We start from the raw sequence: 13009 nt of genomic DNA on the forward strand, positions 1-13009 counted from the left end.
TTGCGGAAGCTCCATCTGGATAGGCGCGGCCCAAACAGAACTTTATCAATAAAAAACAGATACCGTTTTTTGATAGAGCATTGCCGTGACCGATGCAAGCGATGTCTGCTGCCGTGCGCGATGCGGGCTAGGGTCCGTTCGGCTCGTCCCTGGGCAGTGCTCGGATGCTCCCGTTCCTCCTTATCGGCATGGAACAATAATTTCATATTTCTGTCAATATGGAATATTCATTCCATAGAAAAGCCTGCACGGTTGTGAAGGTCGCCTCCTGTTGTCGGGGGCGCTTCCGACGCGATAACGGCCTTTGATTAAAGCGTCGCGCCGAGATGCCACGGCACGAATTCGTTGTCGCCGTAGCCGAACGCCTCGCTCTTGGTCTTGCGGCCGGACGCCGTCTCGATGATCAGCTCGAAGATCTCGCGGCCCATGCCGGCGATGGTCTTCTCGCCCGAGGCGATAACCCCGCAATTGACGTCCATGTCCTCTTCCATCTGGTGATACATGGTCGAATTGGTGGCGACCTTGATCGACGGCGTCGGCCGGCAGCCAAAGCAGGAGCCGCGGCCGGTGGTGAAGACGATGACATTGGCGCCGCCGGCGACCTGGCCGGTGGCCGAGACCGGGTCGTAGCCGGGCGTGTCCATGAACACCAGGCCGCGGCCCGAGACTTTCTCGGCATAGCCGAAGACGCCGTTGAGCGGCGTCTGGCCGCCCTTGGCGACCGCGCCCAGCGATTTCTCGAGGATCGTGGTCAGGCCGCCGCGCTTGTTGCCGGGCGAGGGATTGTTGTCGATCGAGGCGCCGTGCTTGGCGGTATGGTCCTCCCACCACTTCACAAAGCCGTCAAGCTTGGCGGCGATCTCGGGCGAGGCGGCGCGGTAGGCCAGCAGATGCTCGGCGCCGTAGATCTCGGTCGTCTCCGACAAGATGCCGATGCCGCCGCAGTCTGCCAGGATATCGACGGCGGCGCCCAATGCCGGATTTGCCGTGATGCCGGACATGCCGTCCGAGCCGCCGCATTGCAGCCCGACAACGATCTCCGAGACCGGGATCGGCTCACGCTGCAGCTGGCCCACTTCCTCGGCGATCTCGGCCAGAACGCCCATCGCGCGCTCGACCGATTTGCGCGAGCCGCCGGCTTCCTGGATGTTGAAATGCCGCTTTCCCGCGGCCACGCCCTTCTGGCCGTAAAGCGTGAGTTGGTTGACCTCGCAGCCCAGGCCCACCATCAGCACGCCGCCGAAATTCGGATGGCGCGCATAGCCGGCTAAAGTGCGGTGCAGAACCATCATGCCGTCGCCGGTGGCGCTCATGCCGCAGCCCTGGCCGTGCACGATCGGCACGAAGCCGTCGATGCCGGGATATTTCGGCAGAAGTGTGCGGTTGGCTTCGTCCGCAATGGCGTGGCAGACGGTCGACGAGCAATTGACGCTGGCGATGATGCCGATGAAGTTGCGCGTGCCGGAGCGCCCATCGGCGCGGCGGTAGCCCATGAAGGTACGCTTGCGGTCGGCCTCGGTGGCGTGCTCGGCCTCGCTCGGCGGCACCACCGGCAAGCGGCCGCTCTCGAAAACCAGATTGTGCGAATGAACATGCTCGCCGGGCGCGATGTCTTGCGTGGCGCGGCCGATCGCCTGGGCGTATTTCACAACCGCTTCGCCCGCTGGGATCGGCTTGATCGCCACCTTGTGGCCCGGCTCGATCACGGCAGTCGCGGTTGCGCCGCCCGGCAATGGCGTTCCAATCTCGATGCGCCCGTTGGCAACGGCGACATTATCGGAGGGTGAGAGAAGGATGGTGTTTGCAACGTTCACGGGCGGCTGTCCTGGGTGATCCTGGGAATGCGGGCGGATTGACTTGCGCCCGTTTAAAGGTAATGTCTTTTATCGGGAAAAAACAATTTTGCGTCAATTGTTTTTTCGCTCGGTTGGCGCTCGTCTTTTGGACGCCCGCGCCGCCCGTTTGGCAAGCCGGCGAAAAGCGTTCCGCTTTTCGGAGGCTTGCGCCAGAGCAATTCCAGGAAAAGGGCGTAGCGGCTTTCCGTCCGGAATTGCGCAGAAACAAAGATTTAGCGCAGTTCGGCGATTCCGAGAAACGCTGAACTGCTCTAGGAACACCGATCATATCGCGTTTCCGGCAGGCCGCCGCAAGCGTTGGGGGATACGGGGCATGTCGAAAAGCAACAATGTCTACAAGGACGCCTTCAACCGCTGCCTCAGGTTGCTCGACGAGACCAAGAGCCTGCCGTCGGAGCCTGAGCTCGGCACGCTGCTCGGCGTCAGCCGCACCACGGTGCGCAGCATCCTTGCGCGCATGGAAGAAACCGGGCTTATCGACTGGAACAAGCGTAATAAGACCGTGCTCAGGGCGCCGCGGTCCGAGGACTTCTTCCCCGAGGAGGAGACCGACTCGCTGGCCGAGATCATCGAGCGCTCTTTCATGCGGCGTCTGCTTGCGGGAGGCGCCGAAGCCGGCATGCAGATCAACGAGCTGGAGCTGGCGCGCGAGATCGGCGTCGGCACCACCAGCGTGCGCGAATTCCTGATCCGCTTCTCGCGCTTCGGGCTGATCGAGAAGCGGCGCAACAGCCACTGGGTGCTGAAGGGTTTCACACGCGCCTTCGCGCTGGAGCTGACCGAGATCCGCGAGATTTTCGAGCTGCGTTCGGCGGCGGCTTTCGCCGCGCTGCCGGAAGATAGCGCCGTATGGGCCGATCTTGACCGGCTGGAGCTCGAGCATCGCCAGCTCGCCAGCGAGATCGCCACGCGCTTCAACGAATTCTCCGAGCTCGACGAGCGCTTCCACCGGCTGATCCACCGCGCCTCGCACAATCGCTTCATCGTCGACTTTTACGATGTCATCGCGATGATCTTCCATTACCACTATCAGTGGAACAAGGCTGAGGAGCGCCAGCGCAACGAGGTCGCTATCCAGGAGCATCTCGCCTATATCGCGGCGCTGAAATCGCGCGATCCCGGCAAGGTGGACGCCGCCTGTCGCAAGCACCTGAAGTCGGCGCGCCAGACGCTGCTGACCTCAATTCCCGAAGGGCGGCAGATGCAGCCCGCCTAGGGTCTGTCGAGATTCAGGTGATGCCGGCCTGCGAAGGGCGGCTTCCTGCGCTTCCGGTGCTCACGTACCTTAAGTACGCTCCGCTCCGGTTCTCGGAAGCCACCATTCTCGGCTCGGCCTGACCTGAATCTCGACAGACCCTCACGCATGTCGTCCAGAAGCGTGCAGCGGTTTTGGGACAACGACATGCATAAAAACAAGCGCGTCGCGCCGCGTTGCCGCAGCGCGGTTTTGCCGATTTCCCGCGCGCATTCCCCGTGCTACCGTCGACGCGTTTCCGGGAGAGGCTTTGCGTTGGATATCCGGCTGAGACGATGGAGCATGCCGGCCGCGTTCGTCGCGGCGCTGCTTCTATTGCTTCAGTCCTCTCTCGGCGCTTTCGCCTTCGGCGCGCCTTCGCAGGTCGACGCCTTCGGCAACGTCATCTGCACGCATGAAGGCGCTGTAAAACTCCCCGGCGGCGATTCCCACCAACAACATCTGCCGGCCTGCTGCTCGCTCGGCTGCAACATGGTTTCGGCGGCGCATCTGCCGCCGCCGGAGGCCGGCGCCCTGGCCAGGCCCCAGCTTTTCGAGGCCGTCGCCTTCCAGCTTCCGGCCTTCCGGCACCAGGATTTCGCCCGCGACCGCTCTCCGGCCAATCCGCGCGCGCCGCCGGCGATGGTCTGATCCGCGGAACCTTCCGCAGGCCTGTTCATCCAAAGATCAGACTGTTCGCGGCCGCATTGCGGCGCGATCCCGTACTCATGGAGCAACCATGTCCAATCTTCTTCCCAAGGCGCAAGCCTTCGCCCTTCGCGGCGCGCCGCCGTTTCACCTCCCGCTGCGCGTTGGCCTTGCCGTGCTCAGCCTTTTCTTTCTCTTGGCCTGCATTCCCGCCGCCTTGGCGCATGAGTTCAAGGTCGGCGATCTCGAGATCGAGCATCCCTGGTCGCGGGCGACGCCGCCGGGCGCCAAGGTGGGCGGCGGCTATTTCACCGTGATCAACAAGGGCAGCGCGCCGGACCGGCTGCTGTCGATCTCCTCCGACATCTCCGAAAAGGCCGAACTGCATGAGATGGGCGTCAAGGACGGCGTCATGACCATGCGGCCGGTCGAGGGCGGGCTGGAGATCCCGGCCGGCGGCAAGGTCGCGCTGAAGCCGGGCGCTTATCACCTGATGTTCACCGGCCTGAAGCGGCAGCCGAAGCAGGGCGAGAAATTCCCCGCGACGCTGACCTTCGAGAAGGCGGGCAGCGTCACCGTCGAGTTCGCCGTCGAAGGCATCGGCGAGACGGGCAGTGGCGATATGGGCGACATGGATCACGCCGAGTAATCCGCCAATTCGAAATCAGAGGCACAATTCATGAAAAAGTATATTTTGGCGGCGGGCGCGCTTTGCGCGCTCGGGACCAACGCCGCGCTCGCCCACATCACGCTCGAAACGCAGGAAGCGGCCGTCGGCTCGACCTACAAGGCCGTCTTGCGCGTGCCGCATGGCTGCGAGGGCAAGGCAACGACCGCGGTGCGTGTGCAGATCCCCGAAGGCGTCATCGCGGTGAAGCCGATGCCCAAGCCCGGCTGGACGCTGCAGGTCAAGAAGGGCAAATACGAGAAATCCTACCAGCTCTATGGCGAGGCCTTGACCACCGGCGTGAAGGAAGTCGACTGGAGCGGCGGCAATCTACCGGACGAATTCTATGACGAATTCGTCTTCCGCGCCTCGCTGGCGGCCGATCTGCCGGCCGGCCAGATGCTCTATTTCCCGGTGGTGCAGGAATGCGGCGATGCCGCCGAGCGCTGGATCGAGATCCCGGCGGCCGGCCAGGACGAGGACGCCTTGGAAACGCCAGCGCCCGGCATCAAATTGCTGCCGAAGAAATGATCTCTGTTGGCGCGCTCCCTCGGGATGCGCCAACATTTCCAGTTATGACGGCATGAACGCAGCACTGCCTTCCTCGATGAACTGCATGCTTGCCGGCTCGCTTGTCTGGCTGGCGGCAATGCTCGTGACGATGGCGCTGCTCGTCGTGCCCGGCCGCGCTTTGGCGCATGCCGCGCTGGTCGCGACCGACCCGGCTGACGGCGCCGTGCTGACGCAAAGTCCCGGCAAATTCTCGCTGACCTTCAGCGAGCCCGTCTCGCCGCTGGTGCTGACGCTTGTGCGGCCGGACGGCTCACAGCTTGCGCTGACATCCTTCCGCCTCAAGGACCAGACCGTCGAGATCGACAATCCCGAAGCGCTCAAATCCGGCACGCATGTGCTGAGTTGGCGAGTCGTTTCGGTCGATGGTCATCCGGTCGGCGGCTCGGCGCTGTTTTCCATGGGCGCGCCAAGCGCGGCACCAGTGGCGGGTGAGGCCGTCGACTGGACGCTGCGGGCAGCGATCTGGCTCGGCAAGCTGTTTCTCTATGCCGGACTTTTTCTCGGCATCGGCGGCGCGTTCGCACTTGCCTGGCTCGCCGAGGACCGGCGCCGCGGCCGACGCTTCGTCATCGCGGCGCTTCTTATCGGTCTCGTCGGAGCGCCGCTTTCGCTCGGCCTGCAGGGGCTGGATGCGCTCGGCGCGCCGCTCGCCCGGTTTGCGACACCGGCTGTCTGGAAGACCGCGCTCGAGACGAGCTTCGTCTGGACGGTGCTGCTCGGCCTGATCGCGCTCGGCTTGGCTTTGCTTTCTCTTGCCGGACCGTCGGGCTTGCGCAAGCTGGCGGCGTCCGTAGCACTGCTCGGTGTTGGCGCGGCCCTTGCCGCGAGCGGTCACGCCAGCGCCGCCGAGCCGCAATGGCTGACGCGGCCGCTGGTATTCCTGCACGGCACCGCGATCGCCTTCTGGGCGGGTGCGCTGGCGCCGCTCGGCCTCGCGCTGCGGCAGCAGCCGGCGCAAGCGAAGGTCTTTCTGCGGCGCTTCTCGCGCGCGATCCTGCCGGTCGTGGCTGTCCTTGCCGCCAGCGGCATCGTACTGGCGATCATCCAGCTGCAGCAGCCGGCCGCGCTGATCCATACCGCTTATGGCCGGCTGCTGCTGCTCAAGCTCACCCTGCTGCTCTTCCTGTTCACGTTGGCCTCCATCAACCGCTGGACGTTGACAGCGCCCGCCGTGGCCGGCGACACCGAGGTGCAGCGGCGGATGGTGCGCTCGATCGGCATCGAGATGCTGATCGCGCTCGCCATTTTCGGCGTCGCCGCCGGCTGGCGCTTCACCCCGCCGCCACGCGCGTTGGCGATCGCCGCCGCGCAACCGGTTTCGATCCACATCCACACGCTGAAGGCGATGGCCGATCTCGGCATCACGCCGGGCCATGCCGGCGAGGTTGCCGCTTCGATGATGATCATGACCGGCGAATTCGGGCCGCTCGACGCCAAGGAGGTGACGCTGGTGCTGTCGAAGCCGGATTCCGGCATCGAGCCGATCAAGCGGCCGGCGAGAAAATCCGGCGACGGCACCTGGCGTATCGACAACCTCGTCATCCCGCTGCCGGGCCGCTGGGACGCCCGGCTCGATATCCTCGTTTCGGACTTCGAGGTGGTGAAGATCGAGGCGCCAATTAATATTCGCGCAGAGTGAAATTGAGAGTGAATGGTGAATAGTGAATGGTGAATGGTGAATAGCAGGCGATTTTCGTTTCCGCGTCGCGACGGCGTTCGCCTGTCCATTTCACTATTCACCATTCACCATTCGCCCTCAGTCTTCACCCTCGGTCTCACCGATCTCGACACAATTCGGCGAGACGGTTGACGCAGCCGCCAAGGCCCGTCATTCATCTGGGAAAGGCGTTCTCCAGGACGCAACCCACAACAAGCATCCGAACGCAGGGAAGAAACGATGGAAAAAGCCGAAATCGGCCTGATCGGCCTTGGCACGATGGGTTCCAACCTGGCGCTCAACATCGCCGAGCACGGGCACCGCATCGCCGTCTTCAACCGCACGGCATCGCGCACCGACGCCTTTGTCGAGAGTGCCGGTTCGCTGAAGGACATGGTCGTTCCCTGCTACAGCCTGGAGGAGCTCGCCGCCGCGATCCGGCCCCCGCGGCCGATCATCATCATGGTGCTGGCCGGCAAGCCGGTCGACGAGCAGATCGCGGCCCTGCGCGGTGTGCTCTCTCACAACGACATCGTCATCGATGCCGGCAACGCCAATTTCCGCGACACGATGCGCCGCTTCTCGGAGCTGTCCGGCTCGGGCCTGACCTTCATCGGCATGGGCGTGTCGGGCGGCGAGGAGGGCGCGCGGCACGGCCCCTCGATCATGGTCGGCGGCACCGAAGAGTCCTGGAAGCGCGTTGAAAAGGTGCTGACCGCGATCTCCGCCAAGTTCAAGGACGAGCCTTGCGCCGCCTGGCTCGGACATGACGGCGCCGGCCATTTCGTCAAGACCATCCACAACGGCATCGAATATGCCGACATGCAGATGATCGCCGAGATCTACGGCATATTGCGCGACGGCCTCGGCATGGCGCCCAAGGAGATCGGCAAGGTCTTCGAAGAATGGAACAAGGGCCGGCTCAACTCTTACCTGATCGAGATCACCGCAAAAGTTCTCGCCGCCGACGATCCCAAGACCGGCAAGCCGGTGGTCGACATCATCCTCGATCGCGCCGGGCAGAAGGGCACCGGCAAATGGTCGGTCATCGAGGCGCAGCAGCTCGGCATTCCGGCGACGGCGATCGAGGCGGCGGTCGCGGCGCGCGTGCTGTCGTCGCTCAAGGACGAGCGGTACGCGGCGGAAAAGGCCTATGGCAATATCGGCGTCGAAAGGATCTCCGGCGACAAGGCCGCGCTGCTCAAGGATCTGGAGCTGGCCTTGTTCGCCGGCAAGATCGCGGCTTACGCCCAAGGCTTTGCGGTGATGACCGGCGCCTCCAAGGAATTCAACTGGAACCTGCCGATGCCGACCATCGCCAAGATCTGGCGCGCCGGCTGCATCATCCGCTCGCAGATGCTGGACACGATGGCCGAGGCGTTCGGTTCGGGCGGCGCTTCCACCAACCTGATGATGGCGCCGGCCTTCATCGCCATGATGAAGGAGGCGCATCCGTCGCTCAGGCGCATCGTGGCGCGCGCTTCCGAAGCCGGCTCGCCGGTGCCGGCGCTGTCGTCGGCGCTCGCCTATTTCGACAGCTACCGCCAGGGACGCGGCACCTCAAACCTGATCCAGGCGCAGCGCGACTTCTTCGGCGCGCACGGCTTCGAGCGCATCGGGGAAGAGGGGTCGTTTCATGGCCCATGGGGGAGTGGGGCCGCCTAGGGCCAGGTGAGGCCGGCCTGCAAATGGCGGCTTCCTGCGCTTCCGGTGCTCACGTACTTTAAGTAAGCTCCGCTCCGGTTCTCGGAAGCCACCATTTTCGACTCGGCCTGACCTGCCCCTCAAGTCGCGCCAGTCAGCCGCGATAGGGCAAAACCTCGCTCGGCGTGCTGAGCGATTGCAGCGTGCCTGGATCGGCGCCACCGATCCAGCCGAGCACGGCGCGGGCGAGCTCGGAGCCGGCGAGCCGGAAGTTCTCGTTGACGACAAGCAGCTCCCGCCGGAACAGATGCAGCAGTTCCGACGATTGTTTCGACACCACGTCGACGTCGCGGCCGAGCTTCAGCCCGGCGTCCTCTATGCCGGCCACGATGGCGAGCGTGGCGGCGGCGGCGCTGCTGACGAAGCCGTCCGGACGGTCCTTGCGCCGCATCAATTGCGCGGTCCGCATCCTGATCTGCTCGATCGACTGGTCGATGGACACGGTGTTGAACGGCACCTCGCTGGCACCCACCTCGCTCAGCGCATCGGCAAAGCCGGCGACCGTATGGCCGTGATAGGTGAGGCCGACCGGAGGCGTCACCAGGGCAAGCCGGTTGCGGCCCCTGCCGGCGAGGTAGCGGACGGCTTCGCCGGCAAAGGCATAATTATCGAAGTCGTGATAGGGATGCACCAGCCCCATGTCGGTGCGACCATGCGTGGCGAAGGGAATGCCGCGCTCCAGCATATAGCGCGCCCGTGGATCGTTGGGCTGGGTGCGCGAGATGATGACGCCGTCGGCCGAGCCCGTCTCGACCAGATAGCGCACCGGGTCCAGCGGATCCTGCGAGCGCGAATAGGGCGTGACGATCAGATGGTAGGGCGTGTCGGCGATCACCTCGGTGACGCCGTAGATGATGTCCGAGACGAAGCTCATGAGCTCGTGCTCGGTGTTCAGCACAAGCGATATCACGTTGGTCTTGCCGGTCCGCAAACGTACGCCGGCGCGGTTGGGGCGGTAGCCGATCTGCTTGGCGACGAGCTGGACGCGACGCCTGGTCTCGGCGCCGATCTCGGGCGCATCCTTCAGCGCGCGCGAGACTGTCGTGACGCCCAGCCCGGTCATGAAGGCAAGCGTCTTCAGCGTCGGCCGTTCCTTGCCCGACGTGTCGTCGTCGCCCTTCTTCGTTATCCGTCTATCCATCGTCCCGCCCGTCAGGCGCATAGCAGTCGCGGGGCCGACCGGCAATCGTGCGGCGGTGACATTTGCGCGACCTTCAGTTTGCGGCTCGGCTCAATATACTGAAACGTTACAGATTGCCAATCTTCGTGATCAACCGGCAAGGTCGCGCCGTCGGCATCGTGGATGCGGAGAGGAGCCGAAAGTCGCTGGAATCACAAAGAAATATCGGTCTGGGCCTGCTTTTGGCACCAATCGACTGATCCGACACCGACATTGCCGCCTCGGGAGAAAGATTTTGTTCGCGTCGCGAAAAAATCTTGGCCGGCCTCAAGGCGAGGGGTTGCCTAGGCGGATCATTTGCCGTATCGAAAATCTGTAACGTTTCAGATTCTGGGAGGAGCCGAAATGCGATACAAATTCCTGACTGCCGCCTTTGCCGCGACAGTTGCGCTCAATTTCGCCGGTCCGGCGGCCGCGACCGACCTGGAAGTCACCCATTGGTGGACTTCCGGCGGCGAGGCGGCAGCGGTGGCCGAGCTTGCCAAGGCATTCGACGCGACGGGCAACCACTGGGTCGACGGCGCCATTGCAGGCTCCGGCGGCACGGCGCGGCCGATCATGATCAGCCGCATCACCGGCGGCGATCCAATGGGCGCCACCCAGTTCAACCACGGCCGCCAGGCCGAGGAACTGGTGCAGGCCGGGCTGATGCGCGACCTCACCGATATCGCCACCAAGGACAAGTGGACGGAGATCGTGCGGCCGAAGAGCCTGCTCGATAGTTGCACCATCGACGGCAAGATCTATTGCGTGCCGGTCAATATCCATTCCTGGCAGTGGCTGTGGCTGTCCAACGAGGCCTTCCAGAAGGCCGGCCTGCCTGTGCCCAAGGACTGGAATGAATTCGTGGCGGATGCGCCGGCGCTCGAAAAGGCGGGCATCATTCCGCTCGCGGTCGGCGGACAGGCCTGGCAAGCCTCGGGCGCCTTCGACGTGCTGATGGCCGCGACCGGGGGCACCGACACGTTCCTCAAGGTCTATAAGGACAAGGATGCCGCCTTCGCGGCAGGCCCGGAGATCGCCAAGGTGTTCAAGGCGGCGGACGACGCCCGCAAGATGGCCAAGAACACCAATGTGCAGGACTGGAACCAGGCCACCAATCTGGTCATCACCGGCAAGGCTGCCGGCCAGATCATGGGCGACTGGGCGCAGGGCGAGTTCCAGGTTGCCGGCAAGACGGCCGGCAAGGACTATACCTGCCTGCCCGGCCTCGGCCTGAACGAAGTCATTGCCACGGGCGGCGATGCCTTCTACTTCCCGCTGCTCAAGGATGAGGCAAAGACGAAGGCGCAGGCGGTGCTCGCCGAGACCTTGCTCGATCCGAAGACCCAGGTCGCCTTCAACCTCAAGAAGGGCTCGCTGCCGGTGCGTGGCGACGTCGACCTCAACGCGGCGAACGACTGCATGAAGAAGGGCCTCGCCATCCTCGCCAAGGGCGCCGTCATGCCGTGGACGGACCAACTGCTTTCGCAGGACAGCCAGAAGCAGAAGGAGGACCTGTTCTCCGAGTTCTTCGCCAAGCCGGACATGACGGTCGAAGAGGCGCAGAAGCGCTTCGCCGCCATCATCGCTTCGGCCGATTGATCTACCGGCGCCCCGCCAGCTCCCGGTCCCTGCCTAACGGGGGTCGGGAGCATGATGTCCTCATTGCCCCAGCCCGGCTGTCGAGATGAGCAATAGCGAACGTCCCAACCAGCTTTTCCGTAACCTCAATGCGAAGATCGCATCGATTCCGATGGTGCTCACCGCGCTTGTGGTGTTCGTCGGCGGCACGGCGTGGACGGTTCTCTACTCCTTCACCAATTCGAAGCTGCTGCCACGGCTCAACTTCGTCGGCCTCGACCAGTATTATCGGTTGTGGGCGACGCCGCGCTGGCTGATCTCGATCGAGAACCTCCTGATCTACGGCGTGATCTCGCTGGTGTTCTCGCTGGTGATCGGCTTCGTCCTGGCGGCGCTCCTCGACCAGAAGATCCGCTTCGAGGATACGTTCCGCACCATCTTCCTCTATCCCTTCGCGCTCTCCTTCATCGTCACCGGGCTGGTCTGGCAATGGCTGCTCAACCCGGATTTCGGCATCCAGCGCGTCGTGCGCGACCTTGGCTGGACGAGCTTCAGCTTCGACCCGCTTTATAATTCCAGCATCGTCATCTACGGCATTTCCATCGCCGCGCTCTGGCAGGGCACGGGGCTGATCATGTGCCTGATGCTTGCCGGCCTGCGCGGCATCGACGAAGACATATGGAAGGCGGCGCGGGTGGACGGCATCCCGATGTGGAAGACCTACCTGTTCATCGTCATCCCGATGATGCGGCCGGTCTTCATCACCACGCTGGTCATCATCGCCGCCGGCATCGTCAAGGTCTATGATCTCGTCGTGGCGCAGACCAGCGGCGGGCCGGGCATCGCCTCCGAAGTGCCGGCAAAATACGTCTACGACTACATGTTCTTCGCCCAGAATCTCGGCCAGGGTTTCGCCGCCTCGACCATGATGCTGCTCTCGGTGATGATCGTCATCGTGCCATGGGCCTATCTCGAATTCGGAGGCCGCCGGCGTGGTTGATGTCGCTGCCTCTCCGTCCGATGCGATCGTCCTTCGGCGCGACGAAGCCGGGCCTGCCGGCGCGAAGCCGCGGCATGCGCTCTCGCGCCGCAACATCTTCCTCTACGGCACGCTGATCGTCGTGGCGCTCTATTACCTTTTGCCGCTCTACGTGATGATCGTCACGTCGCTGAAGGGCATGCCGGAAATCCGCCTCGGCAACATCTTCTCGCCGCCGGTGGAAATCACCTTCGAACCCTGGGTGAAAGCCTGGGCGACTGCCTGCACCGGCCTCAACTGCGACGGGCTCTCGCGCGGTTTCTGGAACTCGGTGCGCATCACCGTGCCGTCGGTGCTGCTGTCGATCGCGATCGCCTCGGTGAACGGCTATGCCTTGGCCAACTGGCGCTTCAAGGGCGCCGACACCTTCTTCATCATCCTGATCGTCGGCGCCTTCATCCCCTACCAGGTGATGATCTACCCGATCGTCATCATCCTGCGCGAGATCGGCATATACGGCACGCTGACCGGCCTTGTGATCGTGCATTCGATCTTCGGCATGCCGATCCTGACGCTCTTGTTCCGCAACTATTTCACGTCGATGCCGGAGGAACTGTTCCGCGCGGCGCGCGTCGACGGCGCCGGCTTCTGGGGCATCTATCTGCGCATCATGCTGCCGATGTCGCTGCCGATCTTCGTCGTCGCCATCATCCTGCAGGTCACCGGCATCTGGAACGACTTCCTGTTCGGCGTCGTCTACACGCGCCCCGACACCTACCCGATGACGGTGCAGCTCAACAACATCGTCAATTCGGTGCAGGGCGTGAAGGAATACAACGTCAACATGGCCGCGACGATCCTCACCGGACTCGTTCCGCTCATCGTCTATTTCATTTCCGGCAAGCTCTTCGTGCGCGGCATCGCGGCCGGCGCAGTGAAAGGATGATG

The 13009-nt window shown here is 63.7% G+C and carries 11 protein-coding genes; 9 read left to right on the forward strand and 2 right to left on the reverse strand.

Annotation, left to right across the window (positions count from 1 at the left end; genetic code table 11):
- Positions 1-308: 308 nt before the first annotated feature.
- A complete protein-coding gene (locus CK219_RS24695; RefSeq protein WP_095769221.1) occupies positions 309-1814 on the reverse strand; it encodes an altronate dehydratase family protein in 1506 nt (501 codons plus the stop codon).
- 355 nt (positions 1815-2169) lie between these two features.
- Here CK219_RS24695 and CK219_RS24700 point away from each other — a divergent pair, with 355 nt between their 5' ends.
- From CK219_RS24700 to gndA, 6 genes are all read left to right on the forward strand, one after another.
- Positions 2170-3072 (forward strand): GntR family transcriptional regulator, encoded by a 903-nt coding sequence (locus CK219_RS24700; RefSeq protein WP_095769222.1) that lies wholly within the window; start codon positions 2170-2172, stop codon positions 3070-3072.
- 321 nt (positions 3073-3393) lie between these two features.
- Complete coding sequence (locus tag CK219_RS24705) at positions 3394-3741, forward strand: hypothetical protein (protein WP_095769223.1); 348 nt, start codon at positions 3394-3396, stop codon at positions 3739-3741.
- Positions 3742-3829: 88 nt separating this feature from the next.
- On the forward strand, positions 3830-4387 hold the full coding sequence (locus CK219_RS24710; RefSeq protein WP_095769224.1) for a copper chaperone PCu(A)C: 558 nt from the start codon (positions 3830-3832) through the stop codon (positions 4385-4387).
- A 30-nt stretch (positions 4388-4417) separates the two neighbouring features.
- The gene (locus CK219_RS24715) at positions 4418-4936 is read left to right on the forward strand and encodes a YcnI family protein (protein WP_095769225.1); all 519 of its coding nucleotides are present in this window, start codon (positions 4418-4420) and stop codon (positions 4934-4936) included.
- A 52-nt stretch (positions 4937-4988) separates the two neighbouring features.
- Entirely contained in the window at positions 4989-6617 is a 1629-nt protein-coding gene (locus CK219_RS24720) for a copper resistance CopC/CopD family protein (RefSeq protein WP_245340610.1), read from the forward strand.
- A gap of 195 nt (positions 6618-6812) precedes the next feature.
- Positions 6813-8300 (forward strand): NADP-dependent phosphogluconate dehydrogenase, encoded by a 1488-nt coding sequence (gene gndA / locus CK219_RS24725; protein ID WP_280950924.1) that lies wholly within the window; start codon positions 6813-6815, stop codon positions 8298-8300.
- Between the two features lie 133 nt (positions 8301-8433).
- Here the strand turns inward: gndA and CK219_RS24730 are convergent, their stop codons facing one another.
- Entirely contained in the window at positions 8434-9480 is a 1047-nt protein-coding gene (locus CK219_RS24730; protein ID WP_095769304.1) for a LacI family transcriptional regulator, read from the reverse strand.
- Between the two features lie 384 nt (positions 9481-9864).
- Between CK219_RS24730 and CK219_RS24735 the strand changes: the two genes are divergently transcribed.
- The 3 genes from CK219_RS24735 (at position 9865) to CK219_RS24745 (ending at position 13007) form a co-directional block, all read left to right on the forward strand.
- Positions 9865-11103, forward strand: coding sequence for an ABC transporter substrate-binding protein (locus CK219_RS24735; RefSeq protein ID WP_095769227.1), 1239 nt, complete (start codon positions 9865-9867; stop codon positions 11101-11103).
- Between the two features lie 85 nt (positions 11104-11188).
- Positions 11189-12082, forward strand: a complete 894-nt coding sequence (locus CK219_RS24740; RefSeq protein ID WP_095769228.1) for a sugar ABC transporter permease — start codon at positions 11189-11191, stop codon at positions 12080-12082.
- Positions 12075-13007: a carbohydrate ABC transporter permease gene (locus CK219_RS24745; RefSeq protein ID WP_176477137.1), complete on the forward strand. Its 933-nt coding sequence runs from the start codon at positions 12075-12077 to the stop codon at positions 13005-13007. The genes CK219_RS24740 and CK219_RS24745 overlap by 8 nt, the downstream gene beginning before the upstream one ends.
- Positions 13008-13009 lie beyond the last annotated feature (2 nt).

Source organism: Mesorhizobium sp. WSM4313, assembly GCF_002294725.1.
In the GTDB taxonomy this organism is placed as follows: Bacteria; Pseudomonadota; Alphaproteobacteria; order Rhizobiales; family Rhizobiaceae; genus Mesorhizobium.

Excerpts from the sequence above, each read along its gene's own strand:
- CK219_RS24715 (WP_095769225.1), top strand. The coding sequence starts at position 4,418 with ATGAAAAAGTATATTTTGGCGGCGGGCGCGCTTTGCGCGCTCGGGACC.
- CK219_RS24700 (WP_095769222.1), top strand. The coding sequence starts at position 2,170 with ATGTCGAAAAGCAACAATGTCTACAAGGACGCCTTCAACCGCTGCCTC.
- CK219_RS24740 (WP_095769228.1), top strand. The coding sequence starts at position 11,189 with ATGAGCAATAGCGAACGTCCCAACCAGCTTTTCCGTAACCTCAATGCG.
- CK219_RS24735 (WP_095769227.1), top strand. The coding sequence starts at position 9,865 with ATGCGATACAAATTCCTGACTGCCGCCTTTGCCGCGACAGTTGCGCTC.
- CK219_RS24720 (WP_245340610.1), top strand. The coding sequence starts at position 4,989 with ATGAACGCAGCACTGCCTTCCTCGATGAACTGCATGCTTGCCGGCTCG.
- CK219_RS24710 (WP_095769224.1), top strand. The coding sequence starts at position 3,830 with ATGTCCAATCTTCTTCCCAAGGCGCAAGCCTTCGCCCTTCGCGGCGCG.
- CK219_RS24705 (WP_095769223.1), top strand. The coding sequence starts at position 3,394 with ATGCCGGCCGCGTTCGTCGCGGCGCTGCTTCTATTGCTTCAGTCCTCT.
- CK219_RS24730 (WP_095769304.1), bottom strand. The coding sequence starts at position 9,480 with ATGGATAGACGGATAACGAAGAAGGGCGACGACGACACGTCGGGCAAG.